The following is a 19,621-nucleotide window of genomic DNA, read 5'->3' as shown; positions in this document are numbered from 1 at the left end:
TTATTGATTAACCGAACACTGCCTCAAGGCATCAGAAAGCACATCAATTGCCTTCGGCCTCGGGAAGCTGGCGCGCCAGGCCAGGGCCACCGTCCTGCCAGGTGCTGGCGAACGAAATGGCCGGGTGCTGAGAATATCGGGCGCGTAGTGATGATCGACAACGGCTGACTGTGGCAGCACACTGATCCCCATACCCGACGCCACCATATGTCGGATGGTTTCCAGTGAGGTTGCTTCAATACCACTGCCATCATCGCCAACCTCTTTTTTACTGGCCAGCATCGGGCAGGCCTCCAGTACCTGGTCACGGAAACAGTGGCCTTCGCCCAGCAGCAGCAGCTTTTCTTTGACCAGATCAGCCGGATCAATTTCGTTCTGACGTTCCCAGGGATGACCACCTGGCAACAATACCCGGAAAGGCTCATCATAAAGCGGCCTGGTTAACACATCCGGTTCATTAAAAGGCAGGGCAATGATAATGGCATCCAGCTCCCCCAGACGCAGTTTTTTGCGCAAAACAGCGGTAAAGTTTTCCTCAATATACAGCGGCATATTGGGGGCGGACTGTGCCAGTTGAGGAATCAGATGGGGAAAAAGGTAAGGACCAATGGTGTAGATCGCACCTACTCGCAGGGGAGAACTGAGCTGATCCTGACCGGTTTTCGCCAGTTGTTTGATAGCCGATGCCTCTTCCAGAACTTTCTGAGCCTGACTGACGATCAATTCACCCATTGGGGTAACACGAACCGCATTCCGGGTTCGCTCAAACAGGGCAACACCCAGTTCATCTTCCAGCTTTTTGACCCCGACACTCAGTGTTGGCTGACTGACAAAGCACTTACTGGCAGCTCTGCCAAAGTGCTGCTCCTGAGCAAGGGTGACAATGTAGCGAAGTTCTGTCAGTGTCATAATGATTTTCAACTGTTTTGATAAGACAGCTCGATGAACAGCCCTGAGTTCATATAACGCTTTTAGCTCTTAAAAGCCCTGAAAGACTGGCAAGGATGCTCGTGCCATCTATAATACTGTAAATTTATACAGCCATATAAACGAAATTGCCATTATGTTTTTTCCGAAGATTATACCAACCAATAGACTATAGCTATGAATAAGCTCAACATACTGATTGCGGGTTGTGGCGATGTTGGTTGTGAACTCGCCCGGCAGTTAACCGCCATGAAATGCTTTAATGTCTGGGGGTTACGGCGAAATATTGCCAGGTTACCTGCTGACGTTAACCCCATCCGGGGTGACCTGTTTAATGCCGAAATGCTCGGTGACTGGCCTGAACAGATTGACTACGTGGTCTATGCCGCCGCCTCTAATGGAAGAACGGAAGCGCATTATCAACAGGCTTACATTGATGGGCTGCAGAATACTCTTAACCGTCTGGTGAACGAGCAATACCAACCAAAACGTATTTTTTTCACCTCCAGCACCAGCACTTTCCACCAGAGTAATGGCGAATGGGTGAACGAAACGTCGGCAACCCAGCCGGTGAAATTCAATGGTCAAATCATGCTGGCTGCAGAAAAACGCTTACAGCATGCTCCCTTCCCTGGTACAGCCATACGTTTTGGCGGGATTTATGGACCCGGCCGAAACCGGCTGATCAGCCGGGTGTTGAAAGGTGAAGGCTGCCCGATAAAGCCTGCCGTGTACAGTAACCGAATTCACCAAAAAGACTGTGCCGGCATCATCGCCCACCTTATTCGGCGCGATATGGACCATCTGCCGGTGGATAACTTATATCTCGGCGTTGACAGTACCCCGGCGACAACGTTTGATGTGCTGCAATGGCTTGGTGAGCAATTGAATGTGGCATTAGACAATATCAATTATCCATCACCTCAAAGGGGTAATCGACGGTGCTCTAATCAGCGGATTATTGAGACAGGTTATAAGTTTTACTTTCCTGATTATAAAAGTGGTTATACCAGCCTTCTCCATAACAGGGATTAAACCAGGCAGGTTCTGCGGGCAGGCTGACAGCCAGCAGAGCCTGATCATCCACAGGCTAAAAAAACCTGAACCACCGTTAATACAGGCTTATTAACGGTTTACCAAGATATAATTCACAGAGTTATCCACAAGACAGATTTATGGGCATATCGAACTACAATTCGCTTCATTATTTTTGAACTATCGCTTTAAAAATCTTTCTAATGGTTAGCCGGATATTTTTAACCACTGGAAAGAGCACAAGATTGTGAGCGCCGCCCCATCAACTTCTGTCGCACCAATACACAACAGGGTGCAGAACCTCAATGCAGAAAACAACAAGAGCACTTTGTCCGCTCATTGCCACTCAGGACGATCTGTTAATGAAATTTCCGGAGGGCAGGGTGATATAGCAATGCACTCATTACCCGCAGGGCAAGGCTGTATAAAGAATGAATCAGGCAAACATCACTCAGAAATTTTCGATATGCAATGGCAGAGCCACTGCCAGTTCTATTCCGAGTGCTCACACTGCCTGAGACTCCAGACTAAACCCAGTATCGACAATGCAACTCGACCAATTGTGATTATTGATACATCAGAAAGCTGCAAACGAATCAAACCAAAAAGCGATGTTAGCCGCAGAATATTCGTAAAGCCCCTGGCTCAAAATGACCAGGAGCTTCTATCACTGCAGAAACTTATTTCAGTTCCAGAATAGCCTCCACCTCGACCGGTACACCTTTTGGCAACTCTTTGACACCAATAGCGGCACGGGCGGGATAAGGCTGTTTAAAAAACTCAGCCATGACCTCATTGACTTCAGCAAAGTTCGCCATATCGGTCAGGTAAATTGTCACCTTGGCAGCATCGCCAAGGGTTCCGCCAGCCGCCATGGCAATGGCTTTCAGGTTTTCAAAGCAGAGGCGGGTCTTCTCCTTAAAGCTTCCCTCCAGTAATTCCATGGTGTCTGCAACCAGTGGAATCTGGCCCGAGATATAAACAGTGGTTCCTGCTTTTACCGCCTGAGAATAGGTGCCAATAGCCCTGGGAGCCTTATCAGTATTAATCGTCTGTCGGTTACTCATCGATCTACTCTCTTAAGCTTGGGATTCAGAAGCCCATGGAAAAAAGAAAAAGAAGACACCCGATACTAGGGTGTAAACATTATTTTTCAAGGATTTAGAGCGATATTTACGGGATACTGTGTTTTTGCGGTGCAGTATCCGGTTTTTTTCTTGTAATGCTTTAATTCACAGAAGTTTATGCATCCCGACGTCGTCGAATAATCGAGTAAACCCCTTTAATAACCCGAAGTCGTTTAATAATTTTGGCCAGATGCACCCGGTCACGAACACTGAGAAGCAGCTGAACAATGCTGCAACGGGAGTCCTGCTCTACCATACTGATCTTCTCGATATTGCCTTCCACCGCGGTAATGGCGGTAGCCAGAGAGGCAATCATTCCACGGTGATGCTCCAGCTCTACGCTGAGTTCTACGGTAAACTCACCGGAGACTTCCTTATCCCACTCAACTTCCAGAACCTTCTCCGGGTTATGTCGAATTTCAGAGACATTCGGGCAGGTATCCGTATGAATAACAATGCCGCGGCCCGAGCTGACATGGCCAACAACCGGGTCTCCCGGTATTGGATAGCAGCATTTGCCAAAGCTGATGACCATGCCCTCAGAACCACGGATAGACAGCGGTTTCTCACTGTTGGACAGGTCCAGCTGACTCTTGTTCTCAGGCAGGCTACCGGGCTCAACCAGCATCTTGGCAACGATATAGGCCATCCGGTTACCGAGACCAATATCTTCCAGCAGCCCATCAAGGTCATCCAGATCAAACACGGACAGTTGCTGGCGAATAACCTGTTCACTGATTTGCTCAAGGCTACTGTCAAAACTGACCAGTGCTTTGCTCAGCAAACGTCGGCCCAGGGCAATTGACTCATTTCTGCGCTGATGCTTGAGGAAGTGGCGAATATTGGATCGCGCTTTACCCGTGACAACAAAATTCAACCAGGCTGCATTGGGTCTTGCGCCGGGCGCGGTAACCACTTCAACGGTTTGGCCACTCTGCAACGGCTGACTGAGTGACGCCAGACGTTTATTGATACGACAGGCTACACAGGTATTCCCCACATCGGTATGGACGGCATAAGCATAATCAACCGCTGTCGCACCTTTGGGCAGCTCAAGAATATGCCCTTTGGGGGTAAATACATAAACCTCATCCGGGAAGAGGTCGATTTTAACGTTCTCAATAAACTCCAGTGAGTCTCCGGCATTTTTCTGCAGTTCCAGCACACCCTTGAGCCACTGCCGGGTTCTGGCATGACTGCCTGACAGCGCTTCTTCTCCGGACTTGTAAAGCCAGTGGGCAGCAATGCCATTATTGGCCATGTCTTCCATTTCCTGGGTCCGGATCTGGATTTCTATGGGCACACCGTGCATACCAAACAGGGTGGTATGAAGCGACTGGTAGCCATTGGCTTTCGGGATGGCAATGTAATCCTTGAACCGCCCGGGAATGGGCTTATAGAAGTTATGGACAATACCCAGTGCCCGATAGCAGCTGTCAACCTTGTCCACAATGATTCGGAACGCAAACATGTCCATGATGTCGTCAAAGGACTTACTCTGGTTCTTCATCTTGCTGTAGATGCTGTACAGATGCTTTTCACGACCCACTACCCGGCCTTTCAGGCCTTCTTCCTCCAGGCGGGCAGCAATCGCCTGCTGAACCTGGCTAACCAGGTCTTTACGGTTGCCACGGGCATTGCGCACCGCCTGTCGAATCAGCCGGGCCCGCATGGGGTACATGGCAAAGAAGCCCAGATCCTCCAGCTCTATTCGGAGCGTGTGCATGCCAAGACGGTTGGCAATCGGCACATAGATATCCAGCGTTTCCTTGGCTATACGACGGCGCTTGTCAGGCCTCAGCACACCTAGCGTGCGCATATTATGGAGGCGGTCTGACAGCTTAACCAGAATGACCCGGATATCCTTGGCCATGGCCAGCGCCATTTTCTGGAAGTTTTCGGCCTGGGCCAGCGTCTTGTTTTCAAAATTCATGTGGGTCAGCTTACTGACCCCATCCACAAGGTCCGCAATCACATCACCGAACTGCCCGGCAATGTCCTGCTTTTCGATACCGGTGTCTTCAATGACATCGTGCAACATGGCAGCCATCAGGCTCTGATGGTCCATGTGCATATCGGCAAGAATGGAGGCTACTTCCAGGGGATGAATAATGTACGGATCGCCGCTGCGGCGGGTTTGTCCGTCATGGGCCTGCTCCGCATAATAGTAGGCCCGACGAACCAGATTGACCTGCTCGGGATTCAGATAGGACTTCAAGCGGCCGGCAAACTCATCGATGGTCAGCAAAGTCCGCTCCTTAAGCGCAGATCATCCATTGCACCTTCTTATCTTCTAAAGCCTGTGATCCAAAGATAGTACGAAGGTAAAACGCTTATTGTTCTACACCAGCGAGAAACATTGCTGCTTCGTCGTCATCAACCGTGCGGTCGTCAATGGAAAGAGGGGTTACCAGACCTTCGGCGATTTCACGCAGAGCAACCACGGTTGCCTTATCATTTTCCCAGTCTACCTTGGGGTCCTTACCACCAATGGTCAGCTGGCGGGCACGCTTGGAGGCGACCATCACCAGTTCAAAGCGGTTATCTACGTTATCAAGACAGTCTTCTACAGTTACTCGAGCCACGTTTTACTCCATCAATTAGAATCAGGTTCAGAAACAGAACCTTAATGCCGGTTTGCCTGACCCTTTAGTGTACTTTACGACCTGTAGCCAGACAAGCTTTAGCAGGGTTAGTGTTTGCTCCATGAAGGGTGCGGATTATAGTATTCGTAAGCATCATCTAAGTAGAAAAAAAACCCTGCCCAAAACTAACTCGCCGAATGGCCAAAAGCCTGGAATAGATACATGGTGAATACCCCGAACCGCTCTGACTTAACCAAGAGCCCAAAGAGCACCAAAAAGCTGCAAGATCTGCGTGGTGCAATGGCTGAATATGGCATTGACGTCTGGATTATCCCGTCTTCCGATGCCCATAACAGTGAGTATGTAGCCCCCCACTGGGAAGGGAGAGCCTGGCTCTCTGGCTTTACTGGCTCTGCTGGTACGCTGGTAGTAACACAGGATAAAGCAGCCCTGTGGACAGATGGCCGCTACTTTATTCAGGCCTCAGAGCAGCTGGCAGGCTCAGAAATCACCCTGATGAAAGATGGTCAGCCCGGCGTCCCATCAATGGTTGACTGGGTGACAGAAGCCGTCGCTGAGCAAGGTTGCATTGGCTTCGATGGTGCCACTCTGAGTCTGAGCCACGTCAGAAATCTTGAAAAGAAAGTGGTGGCTAAATCCGTTACGTTGAAATTCGATCACGATCTGCTGAATGATATCTGGGCCGACAGGCCAGCACTGCCTGCTGAGCCCGTCTTTATTCACCAGGACGCCTATGCCGGTAAAACCCTCACAGAGAAAGTCGCTGAAGTTCGGGAGATTCTCAAGGAGCGAAAAGCAACAGAGCTTCTTATCACCACACTGGATGATATTGCCTGGCTGTTTAATCTGAGGGGCTCTGATATTGACTGTAACCCGGTATTTCTTGCCTATGCACTGATTTCACCGGACAGCATCACACTGTTTACCAACAAAGAGCGAATGGCAGCAGATGCGCTGTCAGCCCTGGCAAAAGCTGGTGTAGAGCTGGCGGCCTATGATGAAGTCCTGGACAGGTTGTCAACGCTTGCGGATAACACTCACCTGATGATCAACCCGGCCACCACGGGTTACCAACTGGCCTCCGCGATTCCTGCATCGATTCACCTGATCGAAGACAGATTGCCCACCACCGACCTGAAGGCCATCAAAAACAGCACTGAGATAGAGCGAATGAAGGAGTGTCATCGCCGTGATGGTGCTGCCATGGTCCGCTTTATCCGGTGGCTGGAAAGCAATATTCCCACAGGGCAGCTGAATGAAGTCAATATTGATAAACAGCTGCTGCAGTTCCGCTCAGAGTCAGAGCATTTCCGGGGGGTCAGCTTTCCCTCGATTGTCGGTTATGCTGCCCATGGTGCTATCTGTCACTATCGGGCGGATGAAGAGTCCGCTTATTCCATTCAAACCAAAGGTTTGCTGTTAATCGACTCAGGCGCTCAGTACCCCGATGGAACAACGGATATCACCCGCACATTTGCCTGCGGGGAGATGACGGATGAAGAGAAGAGAGACTATACCCTGGTGATGAAAAGCCATATTGCCCTGGCGACGGCCAGGTTCAAGGAAGGAACACGGGGAATACAGCTGGACGCCATTACCCGTCAGCCTTTGTGGAGTGAAGGTATTGACTTTAATCACGGTACCGGCCACGGGGTGGGCTATTTCCTGAATGTGCATGAAGGCCCCCAGAGCATCAGCCCGAGATGGTTTGACGTTGCCCTGAAGCCCGGCATGCTGGTGACCAACGAACCCGGCATTTACCGTGATAACAAACATGGTGTCAGGCTTGAGAATATTATGCTGATCGCGGAGGACATCGAGAATGAGTTTGGCAAGTTCTATAAACTCGTCCCGATGACCCTTGCGCCCTTTGACACTCGCCCCCTGTTGAAAGATTTGATGACTGATACAGAAATTAACTGGCTGAATGGATACCACGAAATGGTCAGAGAGGCGCTTTCACCTGAACTCCAGGGGCAAGATTTTGAATGGCTGAGGGAAGCTACCAAGTCTTTATAAATAAGGAACCAACACTGTATCGCTCGTTGGCATAACAAAAGGCCAACGGGCATACTTGGTTTATAGCCAGATCGATTAACGCCCAGGGAATCCCATATTCTGTAGTTGGGCAAATGAAACCCAATATTATTTCATTGGGTTTACTACTTATCCTCAATTCTGTGCTTCTCAGCAACGTCTTCAAATAACTTGATCAGATCCTTAACTGCAACCTGGTTCTTAACATCAGAAGACTTGTGCTGAATAGCTGCGGGAGCTTCTATATTTTGATCCTGCTTAACAACAGCTTCTTTTAATACTTGCGTTACTGAGGTCGACAGTTTATTGGCTTCAGAGCCCTTCTTCTTGTGCACAGGCTTTCGTGACTCACTGTTTCTATCAAAACTTTTTCCATCATCAACTTTATGGGCTGGCACTGCATCATTTTTATGCACAGGTGTAGATTTTAAGTCAGGAGATTCTTTTATACCACCTCCAAGAAGCCCTGAAACCTCTTCATTCAGAAGTAAAAAAAGGTCTGTTCTTTTTTTCTGATAAACATCTTCCGCTTGAATACCCTTTTTTTGGTTGGCTGCATTTTTAGCAATAGACTCAGCTTTACTACGAAGGGTTGAATCCATCTTCTCCATTATTTGGTTAACCAACTTCACTCCTTCATCAAAATTTGCTTTATTTTTTTGCTTTAATTGTTTCTTTAAACCAGACCTGATTTCAGTCCTGACTTGCTTCATCATAATTTCATAGCAGCTTTGGAAAAACTCTTTTTGGCCATGCATCCCCCCTACTTCTTTAGACACCAGCAGCTGATGCTTTCTCTCTAAATCAGCCCGTTCAATACCCGCAGATTTGATTCTGCGCTGCAGGCCTTCTGCCTCATCTTGCTTTGAACCAGCTAACTTCGTTTTCAGGCTAGAAATTTTATTGTCTAAATTTCTTATGTCAGCAGTGTATTTATCCACAGAAACAATCTGAGTATTCAGGCAGGAGCCAAAAAGAAACTCTTTATCCTCTGGGGTCATCATTCCAAGGGAAAGAACGGCTGTCACCTGGCTGTTTACAAACTCAGCAGAAGAGGTTTCCAGGCCAGTCAGCATTTGTTGAAGAAGCTCTGCAGTTAAACCAAGCGCTTTTTCCTTATCCTTATCCCGACCAGCGGTAAATTCAAAGCTCATTACCTTAGCAGACAGTTTTACAACGTCATTATATAACTGCTCTCTTATTTCTGGTGAAGGAGGTGCGTCTCTGGAGTAAGATCTCCTCAGTAGCTGGAAATACTTTTTTATTGCACCTCTTGCCTCTTCTGCAGATTTAGCCTTGATCCCCTTGTTAGCGACTTTGGAAAGGAATTTTGGTGGTTTGTCTCGATCAAACTGATTACTCTTATCATCATTTGGGTTCATAAAAGTATCAGAAAGATGATCTAGAGCATCTACCTGCTTTGGCTTTATTACTGTGTTATTAACCTGGTAATGTTCATTATTCGTTTTTCTAATTTGACTATCACAGGATACTCTACCTACTTTATGTTGCTTATCCTGTACGGAATTCTGACCATTAACAGGCTTTTTATATTTTTGATAATAACTTGGAATGGTACTATCAGGTACTCTGTTAACACTCATAACATTACTTCCTTTTAATTCTTTGGATTTAAATATAGCTTGTTGCTTAAAGCTGATAAGTAGCCGACCAAATGGAATCATATATTTCTACCTGAATGAACAGTCGCTATGCAAGGACAACACAGGGAGCATAGCCGTTATATGACCAAAGTTGTAACGCCACAGAGTGACTGACACCTGGACAGAAAATATGATCTCTTTTGATCAACTACTTACCCTTAATTACTCAGTTTATGAGACCTTTAATCAGATCTTCTTTGTAGTGCTGCATCCAATTAATTGACAGGCGCTGGCTTCGAATAATGGTTTGCAGATCCCGTAAGGCAAGATCAAACTCATCATTGATTACCAGGTAGTCAAACTCACCATAGTGGGACATTTCACTGACCGCCTGAGACATACGTCTTTCAATGATCGAAAGATCATCGGTAGCCCGCCCGATCAATCGTTCCCTCAGAGCCTCAAGAGAAGGCGGCAGGATAAAGATTGATACGGCATCAGGCAACAAACGGCGAACCTGCTGCGCCCCCTGCCAGTCAATCTCCAGAATAACATCTTCACCTTTGTTCAGCTGTTCACGAACCCAGTGTGCCGAGGTTCCATAATAATTACCAAAGACTTCAGCATGCTCAAGAAACATGCCTTTGTTCAACATATCCCGGAAGCCTTCGACAGAGGTAAAGTGATAGTTTACGCCATCCTGCTCACCTGGCCGGATACCCCGGGTGGTATGAGAGACAGATACACGCACATGGGGCGTAGATTCAACCATGGCCTTTACCAGGCTTGTCTTTCCAGCGCCGGAAGGGGCAGCGATAATATAAAGTTTGCCAATATTCATGAACACTCCAGGGAAAACTCCCTGTTTTAAACCTATGTACTATAGGATAAGCCAGACCTGTTATTTACCACAAAGCAAAAATAGCTTCTTGATTAAATAGGGTTTCCTATTCAATATTCTGGACCTGCTCGCGCATTTGCTCGATCAGGACCTTGAGGTTTACAGCAGTCTGGGTAAGGCCAGCATGAATGGACTTGGACGACAGGGTATTTGCCTCCCGGTTGAGTTCCTGCATCAGAAAATCCAATCGCCGTCCGACCGCTCCCTGCCCGGGGTTTTTCAGTGTTCGGCGCACTTCAGCTATATGCGTTTCCAGACGATCCAGCTCTTCATCGACATCCATCTTCTGAGCCAGTATCACCATTTCCTGCTCCAGCCTCTCCGGATTTAGCTCCTGTCTGGCTTCAGCTAGTCGATCAAGGATTTTTTCACGCTGGCTTTGCAGAATTTCCGGCAGCAGCCCACGAAGCCGCAGCACCTCATCCCCCATTTTATCCAAACGGGCCTCAATGAAAGACTGCAGCTCCTGACCTTCCCGCTGTCTCATCTCATTCAGTTGAATAAGCGCTGTGTTGAACCCTTTTATGGCAGCCCGATGAACAACGGCCATTGCCGTCTCTTCATTGCTCTGCACGCCGGGCCAAAGCAGAACCTCAAGAGGATTGACCGGTGCAACACGGGAAAAATGGGCCTCAACCTCACGCACGGCCAGTTGCAGCTTTTCCAGCAGGGCACGATTCAGGTCCAGCACCTGCTCTTTCTCAACCAGCTGAAATTTCAGGCTGCATTCAACCTTACCTCGCTTCAGTTGCTTGCGAATCAATTCTCTCAACGCAGGCTCGATCTCCCGTGTCTGCTCCATGAGACGGAAGTGGGGCTCAAGGTAACGGTGGTTAACGGATCGAATCTCCCATACCAGGCTTCCCCAATCCTCCTGTATCTGAACACGGGCGAATGCAGTCATGCTGGAAGTCATGAAATACTCTTTAATCGGTGGGCTAATAAACACCCATTATTTCAGAAGTTTATCCACAAAATAAACCGATGAGATAAGATTTTGGAAAAACTATAGTTCTAAAAATACTGACCACTTGAATGTATGTCATTGATTTAATGATGCAGCATCAACAAAGAGAGCTGATTATTCAAACTCTATTTTCCCGAAAACCCACTGAACAGTTATAATTCCGCAAATTTTGCAGTGCTCACGTTTTTTCAGACATACCAAGGTAACCCAAATGCGCCCTAGCGGAAGAACGGCAGACCAATTACGTGATGTAAACATCACCCGCAACTATACCAAACACGCAGAAGGATCTGTGCTCGTTGAGTTTGGCGATACCAAAGTCATCTGTACCGCGTCGGTAGAACGCGGTGTACCCCGGTTTCTCAAAGGAACCGGCCAGGGCTGGATCACCGCCGAGTACGGCATGCTACCCAGGTCCACCACGGAACGAATGGGAAGGGAAGCCTCCAGGGGCAAGCAGGGTGGCAGGACGCTGGAGATTCAACGCCTGATCGGCCGTGCCTTGCGTGCGGCGGTAGACATGAAAAAGCTCGGGGAAAACACCATTAATATTGACTGTGATGTGATTCAGGCCGACGGTGGCACACGCACAGCCTCAATTACCGGAGCCTGTGTGGCACTGGTGGATGCACTGCGCTATATGCAGGAGAAGAAGATGGTCAAAAGTGATCCTTTCCTGCACATGATTGCCGCCGTTTCCGTGGGAATCTACAAAGGCAGCCCGGTTCTTGACCTTGATTATCCTGAGGACTCCAGTGCCGAAACGGACATGAACGTGGTGATGACCGATGCTGGCGGCTTTATCGAGGTCCAGGGAACGGCAGAAGCAGCCCCTTTCAGCCAGAATGAAATGCTGGCCATGATGGCCTTGGCACGATCCGGTATTGAGGAAATTATTGAGTTACAGAAAAAAGCGTTAGCAGAATGACACTTTACTACCTGTCCTTTTGCTTGAGCTATTTTTAATAGAACCCGGCTATATGCCGGGTTCTTACTCTGTAACAGGTCAGCAGTATGATTATTTCACTTATTGGTTCCCATGGAACGGGTAAAACAACACTCTGTAACGCTCTCGTAAAAGAGCTTGGGAGTGAGTGGTCGGTATTCACCGACTATTACCGAAAAATCGCAAAACATCTGAAGTATAAGACGCCCCGTGACGCAATAGTTGAAGATCAGGCAATCCGTCAGGTTACTTCCACGGCCATGGCGGGATCGGCACTGGGTGCCATGCTTGAGTGGACAGAGAATCTGCAAGGTCATGGCATTATCGATACAGGTCCTCCCTCATTACTTGCCTACCATCGATATTGGCTGAAAATATGCGATACCCCTATCAGCCCTTATATGCTCAAGCTGGCCAACGCCATTAGCCAGAAAATTGATGCTTACTGCTATCTGCCAACAGGAAAATTTGCACTGGCGAGTGATGGCATTCGCAGTGACGATATCATTTTTCAGAAAGATATTGATCAGTGGGTACTGTGCAACACCGTCGATCCCGGAATATCTGAAAAAAAGATCCTGATGATGGAAAGTACTGATATTGAAAAAAGAACCGACGAATGTATCCAGATGATCCAAAACTTCATCAGAAAATAACAGTACATTAATCTTTTCTTATTAATTGATGAATTGCGGTTCTTTAGAGCCTGAATCAACTTCACGAACACTCATTTTACGACAAAGTACCCAATGTTCTGTTTACTCTGTCGGGCGGGCCATTTTACTGGAGTGCGGAACAGTATCATCGCTATTTGCTGGTCGTTTTCGCGTACCGTTGTCTGAGTTAGCTATAAAGCCCGGGCCTGAACTGCTGCCAGGTTGGTTATTCTGGTGATACTCCGGGGCGTATTGGGGGGTAATCTTTAATTTCTCACAAACCCATGGGTTATTAATCATCCTGAAAAAGTTTGTATCCGGTACATACGTCAGTTGTTTACCACACTCTTTGACCAATGATTCCATGTCGTCTGATGTTTTTATGTACGATAAAACTGATAAGATCCTGCTGCTTTGCGACCAGGCATGCAATAAACTTTCCCAGGAGATCTCCACCTGTTGGATTTTCTGATTCCGTCTTGCAAGTTGATGCATATTCAGGCAGCCAACAATTACCGAAGACAGCGCTTCTGGATCCAGGCCTGAAGACATCAGACTCGCCCTGAACTCAAATGCAAACTGCAAATAAAACAGACATGCCTCAGGGCCAGGTATGGGCATTTGTGCGTGGTGACGGGTCAACGCTGCTCTGAGGATTTGTTTGTCGCCATCTGCCAGAGTGCCAGCAGCGCGTTTATCCTCCAGCATCATACTGACCAGCTCTGAGTCAGGGTCGGTCATTTGTGCCAGCACCCGGGTCATTTTTGCCTTCAGGACACCCCGGATTTCCTGTACGCCGGATTCATCCCCCGGAAACACTCTGTTAGCCTCAATATCGATGATTGTTTGTGGGGAACTCAGGTCGAATAGTTGGGGTGTCCGGGGGTATAGACCCAGAGCATTCTGATAGGCTAACTGATGTCTGAACAGGTTGAGGGCTTGAGTTGTTTTTTCAGTTGCTGCATCGTTAACAAAGAGTGTCCGGTTTTTCAGAATATAGTTCTTGACCGCATCTTTCCGGTCACTGTTCAGGTTTTCGTACGGAATGGTGATTCGCGTTTTTTCATAAACCAGGTTTTTCTTCAGACGTTTCGATGCTTCTAAATTCCACCCCTCTACCATCAGAGTTTCCAGGCTGTTAATACACTCACCCAAATATTGAAGATCTCCTCCTTCCAGTCTGCCCTCCGTTTTACCGATAGGCATTTGCACATTAATGGCAGTGGCGATGGCACATTCGGCAATAAATCTTTTGCCTTGCTCTTTGGCAATGCATTTGGACAAGCCATATTTAGCCAGTAAGGCAGTCTCAATCAATGGAAAATTAATCAATGACGCATTTGTTCTGATAATTTTGATTTTTCGGGACAACTCATCCTGGCATACTTTCGTTCTTTGGTAAGGAAAACAGGTATTATACAAATAACGGGGAGCAATAAGTTTCACCTCCTTTCCAAGGTGATTGATAGCACTTTTTTCTGTTTGTGTGGCTATATCCCGAGTCTGGACGACAGAACAGAATGATTGAGCGGGTTTGGTCAGAATATTCACGGCATCCGGCACTCCTGAATTAACCTGTCAGCAATTTTTTTACTGTACCATTGACCGTGCGTCTATTAAAAAGTTCCATACAATGGACGACAAATCGACACACTGTAGAGTGATTACTCAAATCAGAAACTTTATTCTTTTTCAGTAAAAGTGAAAAAAGGAGGTTGCCAACGTTGTTGACTCTCTCCTTCTTCAGTGATGTTCCTATCCGGGAACAAAACGATTAATCAGGTCCCGGAACAGGAAATAGTCAGAACCCCAGCTCCCAGTCATAATCAATGATGACCGGTGCATGGGATGAGAAGACCTGCCCCTTGTAGATACCACCATTCAGCACGCGGTGACGCATGCCCGGAGTGATAATCTGGTAATCGATACGCATGCCAACATTGTCATGGCGCAGATACTCATCTTGCCACCAGCTGTATTTGCCCGCTTCCCGGTCAACCTCACGATAGGCATCAAAGAAGCCCATATCACCCAGCAAACCTTCCATCCAGCCACGCTCGGCCTGATTGAAACCTGAGACCTCCTGGGCATCACGCCAGTTAGCCACATCAATCTTGCGGTGTGCAATGTTCCAGGTGCCGCACATAAGGAACTCACGACGCTTACGACGTTGTTTGCTTAAGTGGTGCGAATAGCCATCCAGGAAACGGTACTTGAAATTCAGGTTTTCTTCACTGTCACCTTCCGGTACGTACAGGCTGACAAGACTGATCTTGTCAAAGTCTGCCTGAAGGTAACGGCCGGTTTCATCAACCTCAGGAATACCAAGGCCACTGATAATAGCCTTGGGAGCATGACGGGTATAGATGGCTACACCGCCTCGCTCAACCCTGTTGTAACCACTGAAAGCATAACCAAAGTAGCCATCAAGAAAATACTGATCCTCAATCACCTGCTCGTCTTCACGAGTATCCTGCAGACAGATAAGGTCAGCATCCTGCTCCAGAAGCCAGTCAAACAGGCCTTTTTCCCGTGCGTTTTTAATGCCTTCGCAATTTAAACTGATAACTCTCATCGAATACACCTTACCAGGCCGTTTACACGCTCTGGCATTAAGCTTGTTACCTCGGCAAGACAGTAACCGGAAAAACAGAAACTGAAGACCTGCAAAACCATTTGAGCAAATCTCAGCCTGAGCAGCAGTTGCTTTGATCAGGATGAACGACGGCTAAAGTCTAAGCTTTTCAAGGATACAGTTACTCAACCGGGATTAACCCTGCATCAACTGTACGACAGAGTTGGTAAGAGCCCTCACCCCTATTATAAGGCATGATTAACATTCTTATGGTACGGTTGAACACAGAAATTTATGGATTATATCGGACAAATGATAACCGGTCGCCTCCCGTATGTTTATCCGCATAAATCCGGTCTCTTCTACAGCAGCCTGCAGTTCTGACGAAGTGACACCTGACGGTTTCCGTAATTTCACACCTGCTGACCGGGATGCAACCAATATTATAAATTGCACAATATCTCTGAAATAACACCTCACACAGGGGATTTAGGGTCATATATTGGTATAAGATCAGCTCTTGAGTCCGGCACTACGGGCATATAGCAAACAGGACCCTCCCGATGCATCAGTACCAAAAAGAATTTCTGGATTTCGCCATTGAGCAGCAGGTGCTCCGTTTTGGTGAGTTCACCCTGAAGTCCGGAAGAAAATCTCCTTACTTCTTTAATGCCGGGTTATTCCACAGTGGTGAAGCCATCAGCAAACTCGGTCAGTTTTATGCCTCAGCCATGGTCAATGCCGGGCTTGAATTTGACCTGCTGTTTGGGCCCGCCTACAAAGGTATCCCATTGGCCACTGCGACCGCTGTCGCATTATTCGAAAAGCATAACCGGAATGTGCCGTGGTGCTTCAATCGCAAGGAGGCCAAAGATCATGGTGAAGGAGGGAATATTGTCGGTACGCCCCTGGAAGGGCGGGTCGTGATTGTTGATGATGTTATCACGGCAGGCACAGCGATTCGTGAAGTGATGACCATTATTGAGCAAACAGACGCGACACCCGCAGCCGTTGTGGTCGCCATGGATCGTCAGGAAAAAGGGCAAGGGGAGTCCGCAACGCTAAAAGAGCTTTCTGCCATCCAGGAAGTGGAGCGTGATTTCAATATTCCGGTGTTGAGTATTGTTTCCCTGTCTGACTTGCTTGAGTATAGTGAACATCATCCGGAAATCCGTCGATACGCGCCGGAAATTAAAGCCTATAGAGATGCCTATGGGGTATAAGACTTAAACTGGCATTCCTACTGTTTTTACAGGAATGCTATCTGCGACCGTAGCCAATCAGGCTGCGGCGCAGGGTATGTACGAATATAAAAAAACTGACGACAAATGCCTGCGGATTAAAAAAATATTTTGATGAGTTTTTAGCGCCAAATAAGAAACTGACACTGCCGGGGGAGGCACACGTGATTAGCTTTAAGTTAAATGGACAAACGGTAAATGTCGACGCTCCGGGAGATACACCGTTGCTCTGGGTGGTTCGTGAACATTTGACCATGAAAGGCACAAAATTCGGTTGCGGTATGGGCTTATGTGGTGCCTGTAGCATGTTAATCGATGGTGTGAGTACCCGAACCTGCATCATGCCGGTTCAAGCCGTGGCCAATCGACATATCACCACCATTGAAGGCCTTGGTAACCCACAAATGATGTCCACTTTGCAAAACGCCTGGGTTGAAGCCGACGTTCCACAATGTGGCTATTGCCAAAGTGGGCAAATCATCAGTGCTACCGCATTGCTGAGCCAGAACAACAACCCCAGTGACAGCGATATCGACATCGCCATGAGCGGCAATATCTGCCGATGCGGCACCTATCCCAATGTGAAAAAAGCCATCAAAAATGCAGCGGCAGATTTAAGAAATGGCAAAGGCCGTTTGCAAGCGGTTCAGGTATTTGATCCAACGGCAACTGCATCACCGGAGACACAGGAGGTGCAATCATGAGCGTCACTGAACAACCACTAACGCAAAACAAACACACATTACAAAACAGCTCCCGCCGCAGCTTTCTCAAAAAAATGGGCATTGTCGGTGGTGGTTTAGTGGTGGGAATTCCACTGACGGGCTGCGCCAGTGTTAAATTCCCCAATGCCATGGACGGTGATTTGCAACCCAATGCATTGCTGCAAATTACCGCCAATAATGACATTTATTTTTATCTTCCCCGTTCCGAAATGGGCCAGGGCGTGTACACGGGCCTGACCACCATGCTGGCGGAAGAACTCGACGTTCATCCGGGTAAAATCAATGTTAAAAACGTTGGTGCTCACGAAGAATATGCAAACCCGGAATATAAACTGCAGCTGACCGGTGGTAGCAACAGCATTCGTGTGCATTTTATTCCGCTGCGGCAAATGGCGGCAAATGTCCGTATGGTTATTCGACAGGCGGCCGCACAAGTACTGCAACTGCCGCTGGATCAAATTCAAACGGATAACGGCATGATTGTCGCCAATGGTAAAAAACTGCCTTACGGTGACTTTACCAAAGTGGCGGCTCATTTGAGTCTTCCTGAAGAGACACCGCTCAAGAAAAAAGCAGACTTCAAATACATTGGTAAACACTCAAAACGTTTGGACGCCGTAGCGAAAAGCACAGGCTCAGCGGAATTTGGTTTGGACGTGGAGTTTGCAGGCCTGCACCGGGCGGCATTAAAACGCTGCCCCGTATTGGGTGGCACCGTGAAAAGCTTTGATGATAGCAACGTGAAAAGCCTGCCCGGCGTCAAAGCCGTGGTCAGCATCTTTAACGGTGTGGCCGTGGTGGCGGATCATTACTATCAGGCAAAAGCCGCCTTGCCTGTGCTGGACGTGCAATGGGAATTACCGGAAACCCTGTCTGACTTTTCCAGTGACTCCACTGAAGCAGGCAACGGTAAACAATTATTTAAAGCCGCATTGGATAGCGATGAATCCGATAATGCACACGAAGAAGGCAACGGTCGTGATGCATTAAAAACCTCTGATACGGTTGTGTCCGGAGAGTATTGGGCTCCCTACCTGGCCCACGCCACAATGGAGCCGATGAATTGCACGGCGAAATTCACCGGTAATAAATTAGAAATCTGGACAGGCTGCCAAAACCCTGGTGTTGCCGCCAAATTAGCTGCCTTTTACGGTGATGTAGCAAAAGACGATGTGACTGTTCATAGTACGTTCCTGGGGGGAGGGTTCGGACGTCGTATATCAAACGACTATGTTGCAGAAGCCGTTTCCATTGCCAAGGCATCCGGTCTTCCGGTGCAACTGATCTGGAGCCGTGAAGACGATACAAAACGCGATTATTATCGTCCTGCGTCCATGGCTAAATTTCAGGTTGGCCTGGATAAAGACGGTAATATTGACAGCTGGAACGTTAAGCGTTCTGGCCCGAACATCCTGCCCTATACCATTGATGAGGTGGCCGATGCCATGATGCCGGGATTCCTGCCTGGTGGCATGGTTGATTGGATCAGTAAAGCGGGTTACGGCCTGTTTGACGGCTGGACGGTAGATCCTACTTCCGTAGAAGGCTTATTCGAAGATTATGATGCCAACCATAAATCCGCTGACCACGTTACCGTTGATCCGGGACTACCGGTAGGTTTCTGGCGCAGTGTTGGTCACTCATTCAGTGGCTTCTTTAAAGAAAGCATGATGGATGAAGTGGCCATTTTGCAAAAACAGGATCCTGTCGCCTATCGCCTGAAACACTTAAAAAATAATCCTCGACTGGCGAACACGCTGAAGCTGGCAGCCGAAAAAGTGGGATGGGGAAAACCTTTACCTGAAGGACACTATCACGGCGTAGCCGTTCATGCTTCGTTCCTGTCTTACGTAACTCAAATCGCAGAGGTATCGGTGAACAACGGTCAAATCAAAGTTCACAAAGTGACCTGTGTGCTGGATTGCGGTTTGGCGGTTAACCCTGAAATCGTTATCCAGCAAATGGAAAGTGGCATCCTGTTTGGCTTAACCGCTGCCCTTTACGGTGAGATCACCGTTAAAGACGGTGCAGTGGTGCAAAGTAACTTCCATGATTACCCGATACTGCGAATGAATGAATCTCCAGACATTGAGGTAGTCATTGTAGAAAGTGATGAAGCACCAACGGGTGTCGGTGAACCCGGTTTACCACCCATTGCCGGTGCCGTGGGCAATGCCATCTTTGCCGCAACGGGTAAGCGTTTAAGAAGCTTGCCTCTTAAACTGAGTTAATTTGAGTGTGGTGCTTCGTCCCTTGGGAGGCTACCTGAGGGAC

General features: G+C 48.0%; 16 protein-coding genes. 7 read left to right on the top strand and 9 right to left on the bottom strand.

The features are described 5' to 3' along the window. The gene (locus J7439_RS03505; RefSeq protein WP_209200455.1) at positions 1-909 is read right to left on the bottom strand and encodes a hydrogen peroxide-inducible genes activator; all 909 of its coding nucleotides are present in this window, start codon (positions 907-909) and stop codon (positions 1-3) included. A gap of 195 nt (positions 910-1,104) precedes the next feature. Here J7439_RS03505 and J7439_RS03500 point away from each other — a divergent pair, with 195 nt between their 5' ends. Beyond that, positions 1,105-1,962: an SDR family oxidoreductase gene (locus J7439_RS03500; RefSeq protein WP_209200454.1), complete on the top strand. Its 858-nt coding sequence runs from the start codon at positions 1,105-1,107 to the stop codon at positions 1,960-1,962. Positions 1,963-2,642: 680 nt separating this feature from the next. On the opposite strand, the gene J7439_RS03495 is transcribed toward J7439_RS03500, so the two are convergent. The 3 genes from J7439_RS03495 to rpoZ all read right to left on the bottom strand — a co-directional run bounded on the left by J7439_RS03495 (position 2,643) and on the right by rpoZ (position 5,674). Next, the gene (locus J7439_RS03495; protein WP_209200453.1) at positions 2,643-3,029 is read right to left on the bottom strand and encodes a RidA family protein; all 387 of its coding nucleotides are present in this window, start codon (positions 3,027-3,029) and stop codon (positions 2,643-2,645) included. Positions 3,030-3,204: 175 nt separating this feature from the next. Then, positions 3,205-5,337 carry a bifunctional GTP diphosphokinase/guanosine-3',5'-bis pyrophosphate 3'-pyrophosphohydrolase gene (gene spoT, locus J7439_RS03490; RefSeq protein ID WP_209200452.1) on the bottom strand — a complete coding sequence of 711 codons (2,133 nt, stop codon included), beginning with the start codon at positions 5,335-5,337 and terminating at the stop codon, positions 3,205-3,207. Between the two features lie 85 nt (positions 5,338-5,422). Beyond that, entirely contained in the window at positions 5,423-5,674 is a 252-nt protein-coding gene (gene rpoZ / locus J7439_RS03485; RefSeq protein WP_209200451.1) for a DNA-directed RNA polymerase subunit omega, read from the bottom strand. Between the two features lie 222 nt (positions 5,675-5,896). Between rpoZ and J7439_RS03480 the strand changes: the two genes are divergently transcribed. Next, the gene (locus tag J7439_RS03480; protein ID WP_209200450.1) at positions 5,897-7,714 is read left to right on the top strand and encodes an aminopeptidase P family protein; all 1,818 of its coding nucleotides are present in this window, start codon (positions 5,897-5,899) and stop codon (positions 7,712-7,714) included. Positions 7,715-7,857: 143 nt separating this feature from the next. Here the strand turns inward: J7439_RS03480 and J7439_RS03475 are convergent, their stop codons facing one another. The 3 genes from J7439_RS03475 to J7439_RS03465 form a co-directional block, all read right to left on the bottom strand. Beyond that, positions 7,858-9,417 (bottom strand): hypothetical protein, encoded by a 1,560-nt coding sequence (locus tag J7439_RS03475; RefSeq protein WP_209200449.1) that lies wholly within the window; start codon positions 9,415-9,417, stop codon positions 7,858-7,860. Between the two features lie 145 nt (positions 9,418-9,562). Next, positions 9,563-10,177 (bottom strand): guanylate kinase, encoded by a 615-nt coding sequence (gene gmk, locus J7439_RS03470; protein ID WP_209200448.1) that lies wholly within the window; start codon positions 10,175-10,177, stop codon positions 9,563-9,565. Positions 10,178-10,283: 106 nt separating this feature from the next. Continuing rightward, positions 10,284-11,153, bottom strand: a complete 870-nt coding sequence (locus J7439_RS03465) for a YicC/YloC family endoribonuclease (RefSeq protein WP_353622987.1) — start codon at positions 11,151-11,153, stop codon at positions 10,284-10,286. A gap of 262 nt (positions 11,154-11,415) precedes the next feature. Here J7439_RS03465 and rph point away from each other — a divergent pair, with 262 nt between their 5' ends. Beyond that, a complete protein-coding gene (gene rph, locus J7439_RS03460; RefSeq protein WP_163372308.1) occupies positions 11,416-12,132 on the top strand; it encodes a ribonuclease PH in 717 nt (238 codons plus the stop codon). Positions 12,133-12,218: 86 nt separating this feature from the next. After that, a complete protein-coding gene (locus tag J7439_RS03455; protein ID WP_209200446.1) occupies positions 12,219-12,806 on the top strand; it encodes an AAA family ATPase in 588 nt (195 codons plus the stop codon). A 102-nt stretch (positions 12,807-12,908) separates the two neighbouring features. Here the strand turns inward: J7439_RS03455 and J7439_RS03450 are convergent, their stop codons facing one another. Continuing rightward, the gene (locus J7439_RS03450; RefSeq protein WP_209200445.1) at positions 12,909-14,357 is read right to left on the bottom strand and encodes a hypothetical protein; all 1,449 of its coding nucleotides are present in this window, start codon (positions 14,355-14,357) and stop codon (positions 12,909-12,911) included. Between the two features lie 250 nt (positions 14,358-14,607). Further along, a complete protein-coding gene (locus J7439_RS03445) occupies positions 14,608-15,381 on the bottom strand; it encodes an exodeoxyribonuclease III (protein WP_209200444.1) in 774 nt (257 codons plus the stop codon). A 563-nt stretch (positions 15,382-15,944) separates the two neighbouring features. Here J7439_RS03445 and pyrE point away from each other — a divergent pair. The 3 genes from pyrE to J7439_RS03430 all read left to right on the top strand — a co-directional run bounded on the left by pyrE (position 15,945) and on the right by J7439_RS03430 (position 19,578). Then, positions 15,945-16,604 carry an orotate phosphoribosyltransferase gene (gene pyrE, locus J7439_RS03440; RefSeq protein WP_209200443.1) on the top strand — a complete coding sequence of 220 codons (660 nt, stop codon included), beginning with the start codon at positions 15,945-15,947 and terminating at the stop codon, positions 16,602-16,604. A 182-nt stretch (positions 16,605-16,786) separates the two neighbouring features. Further along, positions 16,787-17,326: a (2Fe-2S)-binding protein gene (locus J7439_RS03435; protein ID WP_163372303.1), complete on the top strand. Its 540-nt coding sequence runs from the start codon at positions 16,787-16,789 to the stop codon at positions 17,324-17,326. Further along, complete coding sequence (locus tag J7439_RS03430; RefSeq protein WP_209200442.1) at positions 17,323-19,578, top strand: xanthine dehydrogenase family protein molybdopterin-binding subunit; 2,256 nt, start codon at positions 17,323-17,325, stop codon at positions 19,576-19,578. The genes J7439_RS03435 and J7439_RS03430 overlap by 4 nt, the downstream gene beginning before the upstream one ends. Positions 19,579-19,621: the final 43 nt, after the last annotated feature.

Source organism: Salinisphaera sp. G21_0, assembly GCF_017744115.1.
In the GTDB taxonomy this organism is placed as follows: Bacteria; Pseudomonadota; Gammaproteobacteria; order Pseudomonadales; family Endozoicomonadaceae; genus Endozoicomonas.
The sequence above is the reverse complement of the archived record's forward strand: the minus strand, read 5'-3'. Positions and strand labels throughout refer to the sequence as shown.